This is a genomic window from Actinoalloteichus fjordicus (genome assembly GCF_001941625.1).
GTDB lineage: Bacteria > Actinomycetota > Actinomycetes > Mycobacteriales > Pseudonocardiaceae > Actinoalloteichus_A > Actinoalloteichus_A fjordicus.
Window position 1 is genome coordinate 4506647 of record NZ_CP016076.1, and the last position, 23361, is coordinate 4530007.

Here is a 23361-nt window from a genome sequence, read left to right on the forward strand (position 1 = left end):
AGTACCGGTAAGCCGGGAATTCTCCTCCAGAACCGGAACCGTCGACCTGATGTGGTGTCATCACACGCCGCAACGGTCCCCATGGTTCCTCTGCGTGGATCATCCCGCTACAGCCAATGAACCAGTGCTTTCCCGACTCCTCGCGGAGCCGTGACCTACCGAGGGACTGACGAAGCGACGCTAACCGTCGCGTCGTCTACACCGACAGGTACGGGCTGGGTGTGCCATGCCAGCTGATCCTCAGAGTGTCACGGGCACGGGTCGCGGCAACGAAAAGCAGCGAGCGTGCCTTACGTTCCTCGCGAGCGGAGCGCTGTTGATCCTCCTTCCGGTAGCGCTCGATCACGGCGGTGCGGGGAATGACGCCATCGCACACGCCGACGATCGCCAGCTTCTGGTACTCGAGTCCCTTGAACCGGTGCATGGTGCCGACGTGAACCTCACCATCGCCCTTGGGGCCGTCCTTGGTGAGTTCGGCGCAGCTAATCTCCGCCTGTGTCGCAAGGTAGCGCATGACCTGGCCGACCATGTCCCGATCTGCGACACAGACGGCCACATTGCCACGGGGGTCGCGCCGTATCCCGTTGTCTCCAGTGGAGATCTCGGTGCGCCAGCTCGTCAAGGCTGCGGCGAGCTGGGTCAGTTCGTCCTCCCATGATGAGCAGGCCACGAGTTCGGGGGCCGGACCATGGAGCACCGAGCGATAGCCCTCGAGGGTGTCGGCACCGTCGTCGAGGTTGTCGTAGGAGACCTTCTGCGGATCGACGACTCCGATCGCGCGGGCGAGGATCTCCCGCGTGGTGCGGTAGCTGAGGGTCAGCCGTGAGGAACGACCACGGATGTTGATACCCACCGTGCCGAGGGTGACCTGATGGTCGTAGATGCGCTGGTGGGTGTCGCCGGCGATGAACAGGTCATTGGGACTCTTCGGGACCATGGCACGCAACATCGTCCAGTGGGCGGCGCGGAGATCTTGGGCCTCGTCGACGACCACATGCCGATAGCGGTGACTGCGATAGCACCTGCCCGAACTGTCGTCGGGCTGGGCCGCTTCCGCGCCACCAACCGCCTCGTTGTCCCGTCGTGCCTCGATTTTCGCAGCCCGCTCCATTGCGAAGCGAGCCGCCCGCTCCGCGGCCTGGCCCCAGGTTTCGATGCCTTCCTTGTCCAGACGTACGGTGAACTGTTCCAGCAACTTCCAGATCTGGTTGCGTTCCGGGCGGGTGAGCGATCGGCCGCGACCTGCGCGACGGGCATCGAAGTATGCCTTGCGGGTGTTCAGTGACTGGCCGAGAACGACCTGATCCCACTCCTCCAGAAGGAACTCGGCGTCCCAGCGTTGGTCGTCGACCTCAGCGAGCACCTGACGGAGGACGCCGAGCGCCACGGTGTCGAATACCCGCTGCCTACCGACGCCGACGCCGACGTTCTCGCTGAGAACTCGTGCGGCGAGCTGGTCGATGTGAGTGATTTCAACGCGGGCCAGCAATTCGGGCTCCAGCAGCGAGGCAAGGCGGGCACGCAGATCCGTGGTGAGATTCTTCGTGAAGGTGGTCAGCAGGATCGGCTTGTCTGAGCCTGGCGACAGCTGTTCGGCGAGGTGCTTCACTCGGTGCAGAGCGACGATGGTCTTGCCGGTGCCCGGCCCGCCGGAGACCCGGGCCGGTCCGTTGTAGTGGCGCCTGACGAGCTTTGCCTGGCTCGGGTGCAGGAAGATCTTCCAGGCGCGGAAGTCGCCCTCCTCGATCGCAGCCTTGAGATCCTCGTCGAAGGTGGTGACCGTGGTGCGCGCAAGAGCTGCGCTGAGGTTCTCGGCGTAGTCATCGCCTAGCTCGACCTCGACCTGAGAAGTGATCTCCCTGCGCACTTCGCCCATGCTCATACCGGCCGCAAGCCCGTAAAGGATGTCCTTGGACAACAGCGGTGCCCCGGAGACCAACTGGTCGAGTTCACCGCTGTCGGTGACAGCGAGGGCGAGATCGATCAGTTGTTCGGTGACTCCGAGGCCGCGAAGGTCCTGCGCAGTGATGCCGGTGAGGAGCGGAGCAACGGACGTGCTCGGCCTGCTCGGGGTGATCCGAGGAGTCTCGGATTCCGGTTCGGCGGGCGTGAGCGTCACTCCCGCCCGCTGCAGCACGCTGGCACCGACCACCGACAGATCCACGAACTCGATCTCTCCGGTGATCCGGTTGACCGCGACGGAAAGCTCCTCGTACACGTGCTTGCGGTGCCGGACAGCGATGACGAGCCAGTTCTCCTGCCCTCTGTCGTCGATGCCCGTCTTGGCGAGCAGCGCCCGGTATGACTGGTCGATCTTCGCTCGGAAGACCCGACGATCACCCATGAGCGGTTTGAGGTCGAGCCCGGGGTGGTCGGGGTTGTCTCGGAAGAGGTGGCAGAAGTCGTAGAACTTCGCCTTCACCGAGCGGTCGAGCTTGTACAGCTCCTGTTCGGCCTTCTGGTACAGGCTGAGCCGTGCGGTCATCAGGCGGCGGTACCTTCCGCGTCGGGGAGCAGGTCGAGAAGCGAGTCGAGGTGGTCGAGCCAGTCGTCTGCGGTGCGCGCCGTCCAACCGGCCTCGGCATACGCGCGATCGCGATTCATCGCCTCCACGTCGTGATCGTCCTCGGACTCGGCGACGACAGCGACGCGGACCGCGGATTCCGCCCAGGCGAAGTCCGCCTGCCAACGCGGCTCGCCGAGTTCGTGTCCGAAGACGGGCGCCCTCTTGCCCTGTGCGGCAAGCAGTCTGGCAAGCCTGGTCAGCGCTGACTCCGGTTCGTCCTCTTCGAGGATCGGCAGGATCTCCTCGTCCCAGGACGCATCCCGCAGCAGCCGCGTCACGTCTTGCTCGGCGACTGACAACGAGTCCTCCGGCTCCGCGACCTTTCGCGGCTTCGGGAGCTCGGCGAGGGAATCCAGCTCTCCCCTGCCGCCGCAGACGGCGAGGATCTCGACCGGAAACGCAGCAGCTCGGCTGGCGGCCAGCTGCACCCCGTCTCCCCCAGCGTGGGAGAGGAATTGCAGCAGGTTCGACCAGTAGAGCCAGGAACGCCAGCGCAGCTTGTGTTCGTCGGTCTCCAGCGCCTCGTCGCTGTCGTCGAGGACGGCGACGGCGCTCCAGCGCACCGCGTCAGCAGAAGCCTCGTCGGTGAAGTCGATGGCAAGGATGATGGGAAGCCCATGCAGGTCGGTGCCGCGCAGAACGTGAACCGGCCCGTCGTTCCCGGCAGGAGCGCTCTCACGTGTAGCGAGCTCGGCCCGCAGCGACGCCCTCGCACCCTCGCGATCGACCCCTGAAGAGATCGGAACCGCTAAGGTCGTCAGTCCTGCGACCAGGGCTTTGGCACGCCGTGCCCACAGTGTGAAGTCGGGGCGACGTAGGTACGCGAGCAGGGAGCGGATCGGGTCGACGAACACGGCGTCGGCAAGCCGAGAGCGGTGTTCGCCCAAGCCTTCGTAAACGTCCTTGGCCCGATCTTGGGCGATCCCCTGATACGGGGGCCAGACCGGTTCGGCGCGCGTGTTCCGCTGTTCGAACAGGTCGAGATCGTCCCAGGTGATCTGGAAGACCACTCGTCCGTCGCTGCGTAGCTGGTTACGTTTGTCGCAGTCGTCCCCGAGCCGGTTGTGACGCCGGGTCGCGTGGTAGCGATAGCCGTCCAGGTAGACGGTCACGATCTGCTTCGGTCCGTCGACCCGTTCGAACGTGAAATCCGTGCGGGTGTGGTGCAGATCCTGCTGGGCGGTCAATCGCCAGTTGATGACGCCGTTGGTGTCAGCGAACCGGAGGTAGCCGCTGGCCCGGCCATCCTCATCCAGCGTGGCGTTCTCGTCGGTGGTGACCCATCCACGCAATGCGGCCAGGAAACGCGCCTCGAGATCGGACTCCACCTGCTTGTCCAGGCCGATCCGCCCAGTGTGCGGAACCTTGTCGACCGTCCACGCGTCGACGAGCGTCTCACCGTCGTCGTCCACGGTGCCTAAGAGGTCACCGAGAATCTCCAAGGCCTCCCGGCGGGAGACGATGTCCTGATAGCGCTCGTCGGTGTAACGGTGCAGGCAACGGTGACAGGCCAGGCGGCCTTCGTCTTTGCACGGGCAGCCGAGCAGTGTCCGACGCGCGTCGGCCAGCGTGGCCCTGAACGCGGCTGCATCGGTGAGCCTGTGCAGATAACCCGTGCCGCCGGGGAGCCGGTCGAAGAGAACGAGGAAGTGGCGCCGCTCCCCGGTCGCCGGGTCCGGCATTGACGCCACGGTGGTGTCCAGATGTTGTGGGTCGCCACCGAAATGCCTGTCGACGCCCAGTCGTAGAGCCGCGCGGAACGAGTGGACCTTCTCTTCGATGAGCACGGTTGCCGCAGGTAGCAGCACCCGCAGTGCCTCGGTACGCAGCTGGTGCGCCAGCAACACCGGCACCTGAGGTACGGTCTCCGAACGTCGTCCCCGGCGCAGCGGACACCAGGGCTGGTGGTGCTTGACCTTCGGGTTGCGGGCGGCAGACGAGTTCAAGGCATCCGTGTCGTGGTCGAAGACCGGTTTGCCGTCGGCCGTCGCCGCGCCGCAGCCGGTGCAGACGTGGAAGGGACTCAACCGGACGGACTGCCCGGCCAGGTCGTCCTCCAGGTTCCTGTCGAAGCGGGCGAGGCCGACGTTGACGCGCCGAACCGTGGCACTTCGGCAGAAGTCGACACCGAAGGTCTGCGTGCCGTGGCGCCATGACGTGTCTGGTTCGATCGCCTCGATCGGGATGTCCACCGCGTCGATGACGGTGTAGAATCGCCGATCGCGATCGTCCTTGTCATCGCCGATCCGCGCATCCTCACGCTTGTCCCGCGAGGTGACGACGGCCGGTTCCACCACCCGGTGCAGGCACGAGCCGTCATCGGCGATGCGTGGGCTGCGGCAACGTGGGCAGGGTGAGCGGTCCTCGGCGGCATTCTCCGTGCGCACGAAACCGCAGTCCTGGCAGAACCTCCAGTGCTGCCACTGCCGGTGGGCCGTCGTGCCGATCTCCATACCGGTGATCTGGTGTCGGTACCCGTTGACGTAGAAGGTGTTGCCGGGCGCAAGCTCGGACAGCGCATACCGCCGGGGCCGGTCGTACGAACGAAGTCTGGACGTGAACCGCTGCTTCCCCGTGGCCGGGTCCGCGCCCTCAGACCAGTACAGCGTGGAGTTCAGCGTGGTGACGGTGTCGATCAGGGCGTAGTTCGGCAGCAGCCCGAGATCGCACATCGCATTCTGCGCGGGTGTCATGCCGTGCTGGAGCAGACGCCTGCCGACCGCCCGCCGCTCCGCGTCGAGTTCGGCCCGCTGGCCTGCCTGTTCCGGATCGGACTCGTGCAGCTCACCGTGCGCTTCGTCGATCATCCTCAGGCGCGAGCGCAGAATGTCCTCGCTGCGCCGCCAATCACGTTCAGCCTCCTCGACCGCGCTCCGCAGCCCGCGGGTCGCATAGGCCCGCAGGTCGGTCTTGGCCTCGTCGTTCACCCCGGTGGGAAAGAGCGCCAGAAAACCCTCGACCAGCTGATCACCTTGAGCGAGAACCACCTCTACCAGGTCAGCGAGATATCCGGACGGGCCGAACAGTGCAGGTGCCTGCGGCGGCAGCGCACGCAGCGGAATGCCGTCGCCACGGAGCAGACGACCTCGAGCCGCAAGGTCCAGCAGGTGCGCCAAGTACTGACGGCGCAGGATCTCGACTGCGGAGAGGTGACATCCGGGTGGCAGGATCTGGCCGTCGATCATCTCCCTTGGCTGGTCGAGGAAGTACAGGTCCCTACGGCTGCGGTCGGGGATGGTCAGCAGGAAGGCATTGCCGGTGCGGCGTCCCGCGCGGCCGACCTGCTGTGCATAGTTGGCCGGGCGGCGCGGCAACGCCGCCAGCACGACGGCCGACAGCTCGCCGATATCGATGCCCATCTCCAGTGTCGGCGTGCACGACAGCACGTTGGGATCCTTGAACCCGGTGCCGTGCTTGAACGCCGCCTCGACCCGCTCGCGCTCGGGACGGCTGAGCATGCCGGTGTGCTCGGCGGTGATCACCTGATATGTGCCAGCCCGCCGGTACAGGCGCCGGTAGTAGTCGCCACGGTAGTCGCGATCCCGCTGGTGAGTGCCCAGCTCCTCAGGCCGGTCTCCGGCAACAAGACGGCCGGTGCGGCAGCGGTAGGAAGGACAGGGCTGACCGTGCCACTGCCCCAGCAGTGACGGGTGCACCGTCTGCTCCCAGAAACACACCGGGCAGCGCACGAACGCGGTGTTCACCTCGTCGTCGGTCAACAACCGGATGTCGATGTGGCCCGGCTGGAGACCGTAGATCCGCGCCGAGCTGTCGTTGGGTGTGCCGACCGACAGCAGGCCTGCGGCGGCGAGCTCGGGCAGCAGCAGGCTCCAGAACTCCGGGACCTGCTCGCGCGGCAGCTCCAGGCACCGCTGCGCCCAGCGCTCGTACCAGGACAGCCGCCCCGTGGCGAAGTCGAACTCACTGGCCGCCTTGGGCTGGGCGAGCAGAAACCTCGGGGCGCCGATGCCCTTGGGGAACGCCCGCATGCCCGGCGGCCGACCACCCCAGACGTGGTACCGACTGGTGCCTGCCTCCTGTAGATATCCCTTCAGCCATCGGTGCTTGATCGCACCACGAGTCCGCAGCCGCTCCAGAAAGATGCGTAGAAACGCCAGATATCTCGGCGCATCCTGCGCGTCGGGAGCCACCCCGCCCCGTTGGAGCCCGAGGTGGACGGCCTTGACGAGTTCCACCGCGGCCGCCGGATCGGAGACTCGAACCTGTGCGGCCGCGGTGCGGGTCAGCTCCAAGGTGCGGCCATTGCGCGACCGGAAGCCGAACTCCATCAACGCTTCGAAAGCGAGCCGCTCGCCGATCAAGCGCCAGGTCTTCAGATCGCCGCCGCGCCCCTGGCCGGAGAGCAGCCGATTCACTCCCTTGTGGTCGTGCAGGTCGGTCGGGACGACCGCACTCAAGGTCTTCGAATCGGTGGTCGCTGCGACGACGTCGGCGATGAGGTCGTTCAGGGCAGTCGACCGATCCTCGGACAGATGCTTCTTCAGCAGCGCACGCAGGGAGAAGGTGAACGAGCGGCTCGCAACGAACCCGGCCCGATGCGCGGCGTCCTGCACCGAGTCGTTGAACATCAGCGTCTTGTCCTCGGCCAGCTCCTCGTCGAGCTCTCCCCCGGTGAAGAGCTGGGTCACCGAGGCCGCCGCGAGCGCCGCAGCACCGGTTCCCAGGTACCGGATCGCGTTGCGCTCCCCGCATGCGGGGCACCAGTCCTCGCCGGCTGCGGTGTTCGCGGTATCGCCGATGTTGGCGAGGACGAAGGCCGAATCGCGTGCGGTCAGACGCGGTTCACCGGTCGCCTGGTCGTAGTCCTTCTGCGGGTCGGGCAATTTCAGCCGACGCTCGAGCCCGTCCAGCACCAGCAGGATCCCACCGGTGCCGTGGGCCAGTGCGCCCTTGTCTCTGCTGGAACGAGCCGACATCGCCATCGGTGCAGCGCCGGAGCCTTCCCGCGCCTCACGATCGGTCGCCGCGATCAGGTTACGGACCCTGATCTTGTCCTGGCTGGTGGAGGCTCGCCGGATCCTGTGAGTGTCGAACTCCACGTCCTGGTCGTCGCTCTCCGGGGAGAACACCGCCCATCCAGAACGCCCGCAGTCGCGGCAGTAGACCGCAGGCAGGAACAGGTTCGCCGACTGCCCGGACGTCGCCACCGTCACCGGAGCCGTACGGCCGTGGTTCGCGCCCTGTGCATCGTTGGTTCCGGCCGTGTCCCAGCGAAACTCCGCCTTCGGCCATGGCAACACACCGCGTACGAGCCGGGACACCGAGCGAGCCCATTGGTGTACCTCGACTTGCACGAACGGACGCGGCCGGTCAGGAGTGGACTCGGGGTCACGCGCGATCGAGAGCAGCGCCACGAACCGGGCGAGAGCAGCGGCCGCGACCTCGGGATGACGAGTGATCGCCTGCACCCACGATTGCGCGCCAGTACGCCACATCATGTCCAGGATCTCGGCGCCCATCCGGACCACGCCGTCCAGCGACCGCAGGACGGCCGAAGTGAGCATGTGCTTCTTCAGGTTCGCCCCGAGCACGAACGGGTCCAGGTCGCGCGTGCCGGTGACCGCCTCGATCAGATCAGCCGACGCCTCCTCGCCGGTGGCCGGGTCGGGCAATGCGGCGAGCTGCTCGGGCAGCGGGAACGGGAGGATCGGATCGAAGTCCTGGACGGGGATGAACTCGTCGACCGACTGTCGGTTCTCGCCGATCACCGCATCCGCGGTGAACTCGGTGCCGAAGACCTGCGTGACGACGTCGAGCAGGGCGCTCGCGTCAGCACCGACACCGGAGCCCAAGGTCGCGGACGTGGCCACCGGACAGATGCGGCCGAGCGGCCGGGCAGGCTCGGGCGTCCCTACCGCGGCGGCGAGGCGACGCAGCAGCATCGCCACGTCCGTGCCCTGCGCGCCGTCGTAGGTGTGGAACTCGTCCACGACGACGTAACGAAGGTCCACGTCAGCCCACAGTGGAGCGTCTGAGGAGCGTTGCAGCAGGAGGTCGAGCATCTTGTAGTTGGTGATGAGGATGTCGGGCGGCGAGAGCCACATGTCCGAGCGCCGGGTGTGGACCTTCTCGTACCTGGTTGCCGCCCGGTCGCCGATGTACAGGCCTGCGTGCAGTCTGCTCAACGCCGTGTGCTCGACGAGCAGTGTGTTGAGACGTTGCGCCTGGTCTGTCGCGAGAGCGTTCATCGGGTACAGGAAGACCGCCTTGATCCCCTCGCGGCCTGCGGCCTTCTCCCGCGCGCAGTGATCAAGAATCGGGTAGAGGAACGCCTCGGTCTTCCCGGAGCCCGTGCCCGTGGTGATGACGGTCGGCTGCGGGGTTCGACCAGCTGCGGAGCTGAGTCGGGCGAAGGCCTCGGCCTGGTGGGCGTACGGCGTCCAGCCGTCCTCACGCTTCCAGTCCAGCAGCTCGCGCCAGCTGGAGTCCGCCGCCGTGAAAGGGGTGCGGATGCGGAGAAACGGACCACGGAACATGCCCGAGGTCTCGTCCCCGAGAAACCGGTGCAGCGACTCGCGTGCGCCTTCATCGGTGAGGGCGTAGGTGGTCGACAGGTACTGCAGCAGGCTTTCCTTGAGCCCCCGTGCTTCGAGCGTCGGCCTCACGGCTGCGGCACCTCCTGTTTGACCGGGTCCCACTCACCGCGCGCGACGGCGGCGTCGAGACGAGCCTGGAACACGGCGTGTGCTGCCCGCATCTCTGTTTCGCGATGGGCCTGATAGAACGGCGCGGTGTAGCCCTCCGGCACCGGGGCAGCGGTCGGCGCCTTCCGATATGCCTCGAACTGAGCCCAACTCTCCTTCGACTGCCGCTGACCGATCGTGCGTGCGTTGCCTGCCAGCTTCCAGCCGTCGGCGTCGAACCACGTGACCGCCTCGTACTTCTGCAGCACCGGGAAGCGGCCTCGGTACGCGGCGATCAGGGCGTCCGCGCTCATGCCCAGCCACACGGCGACCAAGGCGTCGATCTCGACCAACGCGGAGCGGCGGGCCCGTTCGGACCGCAACGGTGTCTCCGGCCGCCACTCCGGCGTGACGTCGTGGAGGGGTTGGAGGTCGGGCCAGTCGTATGCCCAGCGCTCGTTGTCGTGCCAAGCAGGGTCGTACAACTCTGTCCAGAGCTTCCTGTACGCATCGGTTAGGCAGTTGAGGCGCAGAGTACGAAGCAGGAGGCCGGAGGCAAGAGGATGATCCTGCACAGGGGCTGGCATCGCCTTCGCCCCAGCTACCCGGAGATCACCTCGGCCGGTGGCTCGCAAGAAGTAGTCCAGCGGAAGCGCGGCCCAGAAACCCGCGGCCAACACCACGAGGTTCGTCGTGGGCATAACGAGACTGTGTACGGCGTCCACGTGGGTGGCGCCAGGCGGGATCAACGCTGGATACAGAGCACGCTCGGTGTCGGGAGCAACCTGGCGACGCCACGCCAGGCGATAAAAGACGGCGTACCTCCGTCGCGCCCTGCCCACGAGAAGAGCCTCGATCTTCTCCGGATCAACCTCGTTCTCGCTGAAACCTTCGGCCGATGAGATTCGGTTTCGCGCGCGTGCGATCGCCTTCTCGTCGGCGCGAAGACGCGCGAGCGCGCGGTGGTCAATCCAGCGGTCCTGCGCCGCGAGGTAGGCCTGCGTTCTGCCCTCTGCCCGGACGTACTCGGTGTCAGGCACGAAATCCGAGGAGAGGCTGACGAGGTCGGCTCCATACGGGTCGTTACTGTTGGCGTCGTGCCGCTTGAACACTGGTGTGGCGACGCTCAGCTGCGTTCCCTTGAGGATCACCCTGCGCCATCGATCAGGCTGGTACTCCCGACCGGTGACAGCATCTCGGCGGTTGTAGTCGATCAGGTTGTCCTTCTTGGCGCTGCTCTCGTCGTACCCGCGCGTTACCTGGGGCGAGAGAGCCCCCAACCGTAGCGGGTAGTCAGCAAGGGCTTCGATGGCCGCAGCTTCTGCCTTGCTCACCGGGAACAGCAGACGAGCCTGTTCCACCGGCGCATCCTCTTGGTCGAGCAGACGCCGCCAAACAGAGAGCTGGTCAAGATCGACGGAAACCACTCGGCTCCGGTGCGGACGCTCATCGAACTCACCGTTGTGATAGCGGATTCCCGGCACCTCGCCTGATCCGTCATGCTGGGCCGAGTGCCGCAGGGCATCCGCCGACACCAGCCACGACAGGTGGTCGAACCTGATCTCGCCCGGCTGCCCGTAGATATGCACACCGAAGTGAGCAGTGTGGCCGACAGGTTCAGGGAAGAAGCGCTGTCCCGAGTTGACGAAGTCGCCATGGATGCGCAGTCGCCGGTAGGCAGCCTCCCGAAGATCTCCTTCCTTGTCTCCGGTGAAATGGGTGTCCGGATGGACAAGACCTGTTGTCCCCGTCGATGAGGCATGCGCCCAGACCTGAGCCATGAACGCCCGGTACAGGTCGGGCTGAGTCCCTACTAGAAGCGGGTAGACCTGCGAGGAGCCGAACAGGGCGACCTGCGCGGCCGTGTTGGTCAGTTCGCCGAGGAAATACTCGAGCGTCCTCGGCGTCTGAAGAAGCTTTGCACGTCGGTACGCCTTATCCGCCGTCGACGCCTTCTGTTGCAGTTCGAACCACGGCTCGTGCTCGGCCAGAACCGCTGACTCGTTCCAGCGGGGACGCACCCACGGCGGATTACCCACCTGGAGGTCGAAGCCGCCGCCCTCCGCGAAGACGAGTGCGAAATCCAGTTCCCAGTGCAGAAAGTTCTGCTGTGTCGCGATGTCCCGCACCGTATGCAGCCACGGGAAGCGCTGCTCCGGATTCGCCAGATCCATGCCCATGTACGTCGGCAGGACCGCCTCGAAGTCCTTCAGGTCCTCCAGGTTGTTGAACTGGCTGATGATCTCGTCCTCATACACGTCCCCGGTGCCGAGCATCGCCTCCAGGAAGTCCAGCCAGTCGCCGAGGTCCTGCAACGGGATGGCGGCCCGCCGCGGCACAGGCTTCGGCTTCTCCTTAGGCGTATCCTTCCGCTTGATCTCACGGGTCTCGATGATCACGTCATCATCGGACTGCGGTTCTAAATCACCGAGCGACGTCTGTTCGGGACCCACGGCGAACAGCGCGAAGCGCTCCTCGACCCGAGGCCAGGTCGCCGCCGCAGCGGGCGATTCACCCAGCAATGCACTGACTGCCACGGTGTCCACGGCGACCGTTTCCCCGTACACCCCATCCGTACCGTCAAGCAACGCAGCCTTGTCGACCGGCCAGAACCACAGCGCACACCAAGCGTCCATGACGGTCTTCAACCGCCAGTAAGGCGTGTCGACGGCGTGGAAGAGGTCCTCGAAGACCTGCTCCTTCTGCACCGCGTGCTCCGGCCGCCGCAGGAAGCCGAATTCGGGATCGGCCGGGTCGGCACCCCAGACGTCGATCCGGCGGGCGATCGCCTGCTCCGAGATCTCCATCCGCTTGACGACCAGCGCCCACAGGAACTCCACCCGCCTGGCGGCGTCGCGCAGCCGGGTGAACTGGGACGGCGCCTCTGATTGGGGCCGGCCGTTCTTCATCTTGGGCTCGCCGGTGTTCTTGTTCAGATGCGCCGTACTGCGCTTCGGCCGCTGGAGGACACCCCGCCGCCAGGCAGCAAGCTGAGCCACCTCGCTGCCCGCCAGGTCTTTGGCCTCGCTTGCCCCGGTGACCGCCGCCCATCCCGGGCTCGGCAGGAGGAACTGGTGCACCGCGTCCGGTGGCAGCGGCTGCTCCACGCCGTCCTTTCGAAACGGCAACGGGGTCGGAGCCAATCCGCCCTTCGTCTTCAGCCACGCCTTCGCCGCCGAGGCGACGTCCTCCCCCGCGTAGACCGCTCGTCGCCCGCCGATGAGCGAGTTGCCCTGCCGCAGGTGCAGGCCGAACCAGGGTGCCCGCATGCCGGGGTGCATGGTGTTGAGCCATAACGACACCTCGGCCAGCTCGACGCCGGTCGCATTCAGGTCCACTCCGTAGGCGTTGTGCAATGCGATGTACGCCTTGGCTTTCTGCTTCTCGGTCAGGGCATCCGCCGTCGGAATCGAGACTCCGAGCTCGTCCTGACGCCGCCGCAGGTATTCCTCGGCGACCTGGTTGATCGCCTCGTTGAGGAAAGCGCCGGATCCGAGAGCGGGCTCGCAGATCTTGTACGTCAACAGCTCCGCGGCCCGCGTCGTGATCGTCTTTCCCTGGGCGTCGCGTTCCTGATCGAGCCGGTGCTTCAGCGCAAGCTCAACCGTGACCTTGGTGAGCGACTCGGGCGTGTAGTACGAAGCGGAGGTCTCGCGGTCCCGCCCGGCCAGTCGGTAGACGAACGTGCCTGCCTGGTAACGCTTCGGCCCGCGCAGTCCCTTGCGGACGTCGTGGTCGTCGTATTCGACGAGCGTGCCCTCCGGATAGTCCGTCTGCCGGTGAGAGGGGATCAGCCACGATCCCTTGTCCGGATCACCGTCTTTGGCGACCTCGCACAACTCCTCCTCGGCGATGTTCCCGGTGTAGGACATCAGGCCCTCGTAGACGGCGCCGAGCTGGTTGATGCCCAGGTTGCGGTACGAGATGAACCCGCCGCGATCGCCGCGCCGGGTGGCCTTCTTCATCGTCAGCAGCCGCAGCACCTCGTGCAGCGCGGAATTGCGCAGCCGCAGGTCCAGGAACGTACTGCTGTCCTCGGCAGCGCGCGGATCGAGGACGCTGCGGCCGATCAGCCGGATCGCCTTCGGCTCGAACAGTTCGCTGCGCAGCGGCTCGAAGCGAAGGCCTCGATCTTCGCTTCGACGTTCGGCCTTCGACTTGCGGGTCGCCTCGTCCTCGCCGGGGAGGTCGTCATCGGACTCGGTGCCATAGGGCCGGTGCCCGTTGTTGACCTTGTCGAAAAGGACGTGCAGCGACTCGAAGAGGTGAAAACCATTGCTGGCTTCCTCCTCGACGAGCTGCTCGTCACGTTCGACGAGTTCCCGCAGCCGGGCGACCGAGTAGCCTGCCTCGTACGAACCATCATCCGCCGGAAGGATGCCCAGTTCAGGCCGGGCTTCGGCGTACAGCAGGAACAGGATGCGGTAGAGGTAGCGCAGTGACTCACGTGCGAGCTCGCCGGCGAACGGGATCCTGACGTCCTCGACCTGCCGAGGCTCGACACCGGCAGCGTCCAGCCGTACGAGCACCTCGTTGGCGATGATCTCCACCGAACGCCGGAGCCCTTCGCGGAGCTCCCCGGACACTCCGACCGCATTGTCGGTCGACGCCTTGAGCAATGCGTCGATCTGCGGCCCCTTGCCGTCGTCTCCAGGAGCCAGTATCTCGTGGCTGAACAGCGCGGCGACGGTAGCGAGTTCACCGAGTTGTCTGCGGTCGTTGCGCTCCAGCGCCGCGTCCAGATTCACGGCGAGGAACCGTCCCTCGGCCCATGCCTGCCGGTCTGCGAGCACCAGGACTCCGCCGCACAGGAGGATCACGAAGCGCGGTGGTGCCCCGCCTGCCTCGTTCAGCTCACCTTGGAACAACCAGGTCGCGAGAGCCGGTCCCGTCTCGTACGCCTCCGTTGCGCCCAGCCGCAACGGATGGAGCAGTCGGCCAGGGCCGTCCGCGTCGAGCGCCGAGTCGTTGACCGCGGTCCAGCCGCATTCGACCGCCACGATCCCGTCGCCGTGCCACGCGACCTCGACGACGTGTTCGCGTCCGGCCCGGTGGACCGTCAGCCGGGTAGGGCCTTCGGACAAGCCGAGGGCGCCGAGAACGTCCCGGTGCCAGCAGCCGAGCCGCCTCACCCACTCCGGATTGTTGTGGGTGCGTAGCCGAGCGGCGACCTCGCCGCTGTCCGCCGCATCCTGCTCTGCGCACTCGGCGAAGTAGGTGCGCACTGTGTCCGACAGGTAGTCGCCGCGGAGATCCCGCAGCCTCTGCCGAGGCGTCTTGCGCTGGTCGTGCTCATCGCTCTCACGCCGTGACCAGGTGGACAGGAGCCCCTTCTTGAGATCCACGCCCAGCTGATCAGCGAAGTAGTGCGCGGCGAAGTACTCGCCCCGATTGGTGAAGGAGTCGAAGTCGGTACTCATCAGGCGTTGTCTCCCACTGCGGACAGCGGTTCGAGGACGGCGAGCAAGCGCAGCATCGGCGCTCCGGACGTCTGCAACGAGGCGATGAGGGATTCACGGCGGCTCGCGGTGAGTTTCACGCCCTGTTCGTCGATTCTGCCCGCCGCGAAGAGCGCTTCCTGCCGCCATTCCTGCACGCGCCTGCTGTAGGGCTCGAGAACCCGGTCGATGCGCCGGGCGTATTCGTTCTCCCTGAGCACGAGATGCCGTTCTGCTTCGTCGATCGCCAGCGGGACAAGACGTTGCAGGCCTTCTGCGTCCTGCGCTACTGCACGGCCGGGCATCCTCGGCCCCACCCCGCAGAGTGCCAGGAAGTCCGCATCCATGGGTACTACCCTCGGTGTGTCCGGCAGGCCGAGGACCGCCATCCACTCGACAACGGTCGGCCTTCCGAGCGCATTGGAGTAGATCCCCTGGACGAGGAACACCGGTCCTGCCAGGCGCGCGTGGGGTACGTAGGCCAAGACGAACGCCTCGTCGTAGCGGATCGAGGCGAGGGCCTTGTCCGTCACCCAGTCCAGCACCGGGTGAACATCGGACACGTAGCCGACGTTGGGCCACAATGTCTTCGACGAGTCACGTGCCGCCTTCAGTCGCTGTTCTGCCAGCTTCTTGGAGAAGGTCATGCGTAACCGGCCGGGCCGTTTCGTGGTAGGCAGGATGCCCTGTTCATCCAAATACGACTTGGGTAACGCCTTGAATCGATACTGCAGGTCCGCCGGCGGCTCGAAGGCGATGGTGCCGTCCTCGTCACGGCGCAACGACAGGTCATCCTCCGGGCGGGTCGGGCAGATCTGGCGCAACGCCTCGTCGAAGTACGCGGCGGTGGACTCGAACACTGACGGGACCGTGGCGATGGGGACCTCAGTGTGATCAGGATTCGCGCCCACGTTTCCCAGTATCTTGGCGAGGAGGCCTGCGCTGCCCTGCCGTGACTGCCTGAGAGACGTCTCGACGGTGCGGCCCGCAATCAGATCCTTGGTGAGGCGGTTGTCCTCTTCCTGCGCCCGGTACAGACCGGTGACCGCCTCAGCCGATCCCTCGATCTTATGCGCCTCCTCCTCCCGCCGAAGGAGCTTGGCGCCGACCAGCCGGTCATCGAGGAAGAGGACCTCGCCGGTCGCCTCGTCCGCACGCCACTGGACGTCGCTGGTGAGGATGAGAGCACGGAACTCGGGCGGATTCTCCTGCCCGTAGCGGTCGATGCGGCCGTTGCGCTGCTCGATCCGGATCAACGACCACGGCAGGTCATAGTGAATGAGCTGATTGCACTGCTGGTGCAGATTGACGCCTTCCGAGGCGACATCGCCGGTGAACAAAATCCGGACCGGGTCGTCCCGCAGACCGAACTTTTCGACGATCTTCTTCTGTTCGTCGTCGCCGGTGGCCTCGCCGTGCATCACCTGCACGACACCGCCGTAAGACAGCCAGGGCTTGTTCTTGTCGTCGCTCCTGCCCGTGGGGAAGCCCAGCTGCGCCGGTACGACCTCGGCGAGCCATGTCAACGTCGCGATACGCTCGGAGAAGACCACGACTCGGGTAGCCGACTGAGGCCCGACGTCGAGTTCCTTCAGTACCTCGACCAGCTTCGCGAGCTTCGCCGAGTCGGCATCCTCGATACGAGAGGCGAGCTGATCGAGATCCACCAGCGCCGACCGCTCGGTCTCGCTCGGAGCCGCAGACCTGTCCAGCGTGCGTAGTCGCGCCTCGATGGTCGCCCGTAACGCCTTGTGGGAGGAGAGGAACGACTTGAACAACGTGTACGGGAAGAGCTGGTGATCGCTGACCGAGCGCGCCGTGCGGTCGCGCGGAATCCATCGGGAGGCGAGCTCTTCGAAGACCGTACGTTCCCTGTTCGTCACCCTGACTTCCACTGGTAAGGACGGCCCTCTGTCGGCCCAGGCTCCCTTGAGCGAGTCACGCACTTCGCGTGAGATCTTCGTCCTCCGAATATAGAGGTGCTCAAGGTTCTTCACGTCGTAGTTCGAGGGGTCGGCGATCGCGGCCTCGTCAAGCAGCTTGATCAGCTCAGCGAAAGACTCGGCGTTGCCGTTGTGCGGGGTCGCGGAGGCGAGGATCAAGGCATCCGTACGGCGGGCGAGCAGCTGGGCAAGCGCATTATTGCGAGTACCACGGGTGACCAGGTTGTGAGACTCGTCGATGACGACCGCATCCCAGTCGGTACTGCCGAGGTGGTGCGTATAGACGTCGCTCTTGAGCGTGTCCACGGAGATGATGGCGCGTTTGAAATAGACAAAGGGATTACGCCCCGCCGGTATGTCCTGCTGGATACGCTGGATCCCGGTCGAATCCAGCCGGACCAGCGGGATGGAGAAGCGAGTCCACAGCTCACGCTGAAACTGCTCCAAGACGTGGGCAGGAGTCACCACAAGGATCCGCTCACCACGTCCACGGCGCATGAGCTCAGCAAGCAGGAGACCGATCTCCAAGGTCTTGCCAAGGCCTACCACATCCGCGATGAGAATGCGCGGCTGTGGGTTCTGTGCCGAGAGCGCAAGCTCGACGGGGCGCAACTGATGGGTCTGCTTATCCATGAGGAAGCTGTCAGCGAGCGCAAGTCCGTGCTCCGTCTGCGGCAAGGCGGTCTTGCGGATCGCCGCCTCCAGATAGAGACGCGCCCGGCGGTGATTCGGAGAATCGTCAGCCACCAACCGGGTCTTCCTCGGGTCGAGCACCTCGATCCCGGAGGGCTTCTCGAGCTTCTCATAGAAGACCGCGTCGGTTCCGCGAACAAACGGGGAGACGCCGGTGACCTCGAGCATCCAGCCGTCATATCGGGTGTTGCCGACCTTCTTCACCAACCACTGCTCATCCCGGATCCGCACCTGAGCGCCCGGTGCATACCTCGCCGTGGACTCGTACATCTCCTGGGCGTCTTCCTGCCCGGCGATCCCGGTCAAGCGCACTCCATTCATGAACTCATTCGTCCCGCTGTGCAGAATCGGCTATAAGCCAGGTTGCGTCGTATAGTGCTTCCGCAGCTCCTCGGCAACTCGCTGTGAAGCGGGCACCCGCCCGCCCCGCGCACCTGCGGGGGCCGGTACGGCGGCCTGTTCGACCTCGCTGGAAACCTCGTGCCGCGCACCTTCTTCGGATGCCTCGGGCGGGCTGTCGAGAGGACTGTCCAGCCCTGTCTCACCGTTGAGGGGCACGACCTGTGCTTCGAGCCGATCCAGCAACGAGGACGGTGGAGCAGCCGGTGCCGCTGTCACCGACGAGTGGGCGACCGTACGGTCGATCAACGCTCGACGGGCTTCCACAGGCGACAGATCGCCGTCGTACATCAGCGTCGTGCACGCGGCTGTCACCGCCGTGAGAGACGGACGATCGACGGGATCGTGCGCGAGCATCGACGAGACCAAGGGGAGCAGAGCGTCTGGGAGGCCGCCCAGGTCGGGAAGCTGACGAGGGTCGGCGACCTGTCCGACGATCGCCTCCCATCGTCCACCCTCGTAGGGATAGTGTCCTGTCGCCGCGTGCAGCAGAACGGTCCCCAGCCCGTACACGTCTGCGGCCGGTGTGACCTGCGGACGCCCCATCGCCTGCTCCGGCGGCATACAACGCACTGTGCCGATGATCATTCCACTGTGTGACAAGGTGTCCTTCGCCGCATCGAGGAAGGCACCGAGACCAAAGTCGATCAGCGTCGGACCGTAGTCACCCATGATCACGTTCTGTGGCTTGACGTCCCGATGCAGAAGTCCGGTGGCATGTACGGCCGCCAGGCCCTCGGCGAGTAACGCACCGAGACTGAGGACAAGCGGCGCAGGCAGTGGGCCGTGAGCTTCGACATGAACGAACAAGGTGCTTCCCGGCACGTACTCCATCGCCAGCCAGGGTCGATCCGCGTAGGGATCCGCATCGAGGAACCTCGCCACCCGGTTCGTCCCGACCACGGTCCGAGCGATCAGGGCTTCCTTCTCGAACCGCGCGCGCGTGACCGGATCCAACCGGTCCCTGCGGATGAGCTTCACCGCAACGGGATCGCCGGCAGGCGAGTAAGCGAGGTACACCTCGCCCATGCCACCGGAGCCAAGCTCGCGCTCCACCACATAGCGGCCAATCAGCGCGGGAGTACCACTCATGGCCGACCTGTCGCCCCTCAAATCCACGCGTTATTGCCCGCACTCTAGCTCCGAGGACTACACCTTACTCGGTGAAGGGGCACTGGACCACGTCCTACATAGGGATTTTGGCAATCCTCGTGAAGCAGGACAGTGCGGTGGCAAGGGCGACGAAAACACAGTGGTCGAGGAGTGACGTTCGTGGCAGACAACAAGCAGGCGGTAACCGTCCGCCAGGACAATGAGCATTCGATGACCTGCGGTGACGGCTGAGCCAGCCGAAGAGTTCGGCACCGCGAGCGGGCGATGCCGCCAATCGTGCTCCGACGACGTGCTCAGCGGCGAAGATGGTCGATATCGAAGGCCTTGTCCACGTTCGGTTCATCAGGCGGAAGCTGCACTGCCCAGCGAGAACGCACACGCGGGATGGCGAACGGCATGGGCCCGAAGGCCGTTGAACAGCCAGAATGCCCACAAGCGGGAGGATTCCGGGAGGATCGGATCGACCACGACCACAATCGAACGCCCTCAACCGTCGCCAACTGCACCCACCGGACCTGCGATATCTCCATTTCCGCAGGTCACCGGCGCAATTCGACGCCACTGGGGGTCAAGGGGTCGCAGTTTCAGATCCTGTCGTCCCGACGGTCGCGACGCCCAGCCGAATCAGGAAAAAGCGAGGTCAGCGGGGTTTTTTGCATTCTGATGTCGCTCTTTCCGCTCCGTCCACTGTGGTCCGCTCGGCGGCTTGCGACCGGTTTTGGGAGGATTGTGGGAGGATCCGCCTGACGGATGCGATACGGGGTCGCACCAGCGATGCCCACTAGGTCGCTAGAAGGTAACGATCCTGTGTTCACTCCTGCCCCGGTATCCGGTGCGGTTGGGGCGGAAAAGTGGCAGGAGACGCCTTCAGCACGTGGTCAGATCGGGGCCTGGGGGAGCGCCGTGACCGGACATTCGGCCAGCCCGTCCCCGGTCAGACAACCTCCGCCGCTCACCGCCCGACGCCCGTTCAGACGGGCACTCCGGCCGACGCGGTAGACCCACCGCCCGCCAGCCGCTGGATACCCAACTGGAGCGAACCGTCGTAGGGACTACGACGGCAGACGACGCTGTCGTTGTGCACAGTGCTTGTGGATGGAAACGTCACGCCGACGGCATCGAGACCGAGGCCGGAGAGAGGGAAGCCTTCGTCGATCAGCGGGTCGCCAGCGTAGGGCGGATGATGCAGCTCGAACAGGCGCAGCTCCTTCGTCCGCCACTGGCGGCTGCGCACGTGGGCTGCTCCGAGCCTGGTTCCGGCCGCACCCTCGCGATAGAGCGTCCGAACCGGGATGCCCTCGGCAACCAAGACGTGCGGAATCCGAGTGCCCGAGCGCATGCACCACACGTCTCGCACGCCAGCGGCAGCATAGTCCCGGTGCCGGGCCAGCCGTAGCCCATTAGTGATCAGCCCTCGCTGCACCTCCAGCACCACACAAGCACCATCGGCCAGCACCACATGGACGTCCGCACGACGGACACGGTGCCCGACCAACTGCTCCGGCAGCACCTCCGTAACGTTGTGCAGCGACCGGGCCCAGCGGGCGCGCCGGTGTTTCGCGTTGACGTGCCAGACGCTTTCACCGTGGTGGCCGCCACGCGAAGCGATGCCCGCCGGGTGAGCAAAGTGCGGCCGCACGAAGCCGCCGATCCGGCCACGGGCCAGCAGCGGCACCTTCGTTCGCGATGGGGCATCGACACCGCGCAAGCAGTAGGAGCGCAGGCCTCGGCGACCGTCGGGACGATCACCGAGGCTCTGGGCCGACCCACCAGTCGGCGAGGATCCCGTGCGCCTGCGACTCCGCCGGAGTCGGCGAGGCCGCGACGTCGACCCTGCTGCGCGAGAACCGAGGCGCGGGAGCAGGATGCACCACGCCGTCCACCTCGACGAACCCGCCACGTGCGACCGCATGCGGGTGGGCGGGCGCCTCGGCGAAGGTCAGTACCGGGGTGATGCACGCATCGGCATCCGCGAACACGGCCCCCACTCGTCGCGGGTCCACGTCGCGAACGCGGCGGCGAACCGTTTCCGCAACAGCGGCCACCCGGCCCGGTCATCCTGTGACGGGAGTTCGTCGTCGGTGAAAGCCACTTCTGCTGGCCCGTTCTGCCAGTTCAAGGATCAATGCGGTCTTGTGACTAGTTCGCGAGGAACTGTCCACCGAACCGGCCTTTCGCGCCGGGAAGCGAGGAACTTCGTGCAAGGTGGCGCTGAGGAGCTGGCATCCGGTCGCCGGTCGGGCAGACTGCGGAACGGCCCCCTACGCGGCCCCAGCGGCGCAGGCGGCCCCGCTTCAGGGCCGCCGCTCGGCAGTTGGCCGCTACGGCTCAGCAAGCCGGCTACGCTGTGACAGCTTCGGCCGAACGGACAGGAACGGAACACCGCCGACCGCTGACGGTGAAGACGCGAGGTCACACAGGCCCGCCGATTCACCGAACAGCTCGACGAGGAAGCAGGGCACCTCACGGCACTGCGAGTCCCCCTCATCGACGAGCACCGACTCCGGCCGCCAGCCCTGGCCCGGTTCGAGGTGTCGGCCCCACCAGTCGGCGACCCAGGCCGCACGATGCTCGGCGGTCGGCGAGACAGGCAGGGCCTCGGTGAGATCACGATGGTCGACGACGTCATCGAAAGTACCGGCCCAGCGGCGTGTTGTGGCGAGGTTACGAAGGATCACGAGGCGTGTAGAGCATGAGCCAGTGGTCGGGTTCGGGGTCGTGGAGCATCTCGGTGTCGAGGCTCATCCACCCGTGGGAGGGGTGCCGTAGTCGCTTGAAGGCGGATCGCCATGCTCCGATCTCGCCATGCTCCCATCGGGTGCGAAAAGCAGCACTGCAGGCAAAGAGTTCCTGGAACAGAGAATGCAGGTACTCATCCCCCGGGTATCGGCTGATCGCTATGCGAAGTTCGGCGACCGCCACCCGGGCGAACTGATCAGCACCCTCTTCATCGAGCAACTCGCCCAGTTCCGGAGCGGTGAAGCCTTGATAGACGATGTTTCGACCGTACGGCCCATCACCCCACAATGGTCCCAGCAGTTGTGCCGCATCAGCATTGTGTGCGAGCACGTCAAGACGCCCGTCGTGAACGGTGGCGGGCATGACACCTTCAAGGCTGCGCAGCAGACGAAGAATACCGGGACGGATTTCACGATCAGGTGCCTTCGGGAGCGGCGCCAGCTCACCTGCGAGGCGGAAGAGGTGATCCCGTTCAGCGTTCGAGAGGTGGAAGGCCCGTGCCAAGGCGGTGAGGACTTCGCGTGAGGGCCGCGTCGCACGCCCTTGCTCCAGACGGGTGTAGTAGTCAACGGACAATCCTGCGATGTCGGCGAGTTCTTGTCGCCGTAGGCCAGGGACGCGCCGGTGAGACATGGCGGTGATGCCTGGACGGTTGGGGGGCGTCATCTCGGCGCGGCGATGACGCAGATACTCGCCCAGATCCGACCCCTCACCCTTCACCATGGTGTCTATTGTCCCTTGCCCTGACGGTGACGCCGGGTCGCGTGCGTGGTCCTGCCGGTACCAGGCTCGACGGGATCTCCCTCGCCCGCGAAGGCTCCCGCACAGTCGGTGACGACGGAGGAACCACGCGCCCCGTCGCCATACACCGGCCTGATCACCCTCAGCTCAAGGAGCGCACGAATGGACACAGCGACTCGAACCCTGGTCATGACCGGTGCGACCCGAGGAATCGGATTGGAAGCCGCCCGCGACATTCTTCGGCGCAGTCCCGAGACACGGTTGGTGGTCCTTACACGGGCAGGTTCAGGCGCCGAGGTGCTCCCCGGCCTGCGTGCGATATCCCCACATGTCACCGTGATCGACACGAATCTCGCGAGCAAGGCGAGTATCGCCGCGGCGTCCGCGCAGGTCGAGGACATGCTCGACGCGGGCGAACTCCCACCGCTGAGTGGAATCGCCTGCAACGCAGGCGTCCACCTCGACAATGCGTTGCACTCAACCGTGGACGGGTACGAGAGGACCTTTGCCGTCAACGTGCTGGCGACCCACTTGCTGCTGCGTCGGCTGCACCCACACCTCCACGCTCCCGCCCGCATCGTCGTCACCGTCAGCGACGCCCACTTCGGCGACATCCGACACACTGGCGGCATCATGCCGCGACCACACTGGCCAGGCCCCGAGACGGTCTCCAAGCCCGGCGCGTTCAAGAACCCCGCACGCGTCCGAGCCGGCCGCCGCGCCTACACCACGAGCAAGCTCGGCGGCATCTACCTCGTCCACGAATGGGCCCGCCGACTCCCGCCGGAAGTGGAGATCCTCTCTTACAACCCCAGCCTCGTCATGGGAACCGGGCTGGCGCGAGAAGCAGGCGGCGCTTTCCCATGGGTGATGAGCCGGCTGATCCCGCCACTGGCAGCCACCCCACTCGTGGACACCCCACAGGTCGCAGGCCACAAGCTCGCCGACGTGATCCTCGGAGCCATCAAAGCCCCTACCGGCTCCTACATCCACCGCACCCGACCCATGAAATCGTCCGGCGAATCATACGACTCCGACCGAGAACAGACACTGTGGGAGTGGCTGGAACAGCAGGCCTGAACCGT

9 protein-coding genes are annotated in these 23361 nt (G+C 65.8%); 1 reads left to right on the plus strand and 8 read right to left on the minus strand.

Going from position 1 to position 23361, the window contains the following annotated elements; all coding sequences use genetic code 11:
• Positions 1-196 precede the first annotated feature (196 nt).
• From UA74_RS19195 to UA74_RS19235, 8 genes are all read right to left on the minus strand, one after another.
• Positions 197-2485 (minus strand): UvrD-helicase domain-containing protein, encoded by a 2289-nt coding sequence (locus tag UA74_RS19195; protein ID WP_075741496.1) that lies wholly within the window; start codon positions 2483-2485, stop codon positions 197-199.
• Complete coding sequence (locus tag UA74_RS19200; RefSeq protein WP_075765058.1) at positions 2485-9192, minus strand: DEAD/DEAH box helicase; 6708 nt, start codon at positions 9190-9192, stop codon at positions 2485-2487. The genes UA74_RS19195 and UA74_RS19200 overlap by 1 nt, the downstream gene beginning before the upstream one ends.
• Positions 9189-14630: a hypothetical protein gene (locus UA74_RS19205; RefSeq protein WP_075765060.1), complete on the minus strand. Its 5442-nt coding sequence runs from the start codon at positions 14628-14630 to the stop codon at positions 9189-9191. Before UA74_RS19205 ends, UA74_RS19200 begins: the two co-directional genes overlap by 4 nt.
• Positions 14630-17590 (minus strand): DEAD/DEAH box helicase, encoded by a 2961-nt coding sequence (locus UA74_RS19210; protein WP_232237334.1) that lies wholly within the window; start codon positions 17588-17590, stop codon positions 14630-14632. Before UA74_RS19210 ends, UA74_RS19205 begins: the two co-directional genes overlap by 1 nt.
• Positions 17591-17635: 45 nt before the next feature.
• Complete coding sequence (locus UA74_RS19215; RefSeq protein WP_198042784.1) at positions 17636-18802, minus strand: serine/threonine-protein kinase; 1167 nt, start codon at positions 18800-18802, stop codon at positions 17636-17638.
• 964 nt (positions 18803-19766) lie between these two features.
• On the minus strand, positions 19767-20471 hold the full coding sequence (locus UA74_RS19220; RefSeq protein ID WP_075741500.1) for a competence protein CoiA family protein: 705 nt from the start codon (positions 20469-20471) through the stop codon (positions 19767-19769).
• Between the two features lie 70 nt (positions 20472-20541).
• The gene (locus UA74_RS33010; protein ID WP_198042785.1) at positions 20542-20799 is read right to left on the minus strand and encodes a hypothetical protein; all 258 of its coding nucleotides are present in this window, start codon (positions 20797-20799) and stop codon (positions 20542-20544) included.
• Positions 20800-21460: 661 nt separating this feature from the next.
• Positions 21461-22258 carry a helix-turn-helix transcriptional regulator gene (locus UA74_RS19235; protein ID WP_075741503.1) on the minus strand — a complete coding sequence of 266 codons (798 nt, stop codon included), beginning with the start codon at positions 22256-22258 and terminating at the stop codon, positions 21461-21463.
• Between the two features lie 180 nt (positions 22259-22438).
• Here UA74_RS19235 and UA74_RS19240 point away from each other — a divergent pair, with 180 nt between their 5' ends.
• Positions 22439-23356, plus strand: a complete 918-nt coding sequence (locus tag UA74_RS19240; protein ID WP_075765068.1) for an SDR family NAD(P)-dependent oxidoreductase — start codon at positions 22439-22441, stop codon at positions 23354-23356.
• Positions 23357-23361 lie beyond the last annotated feature (5 nt).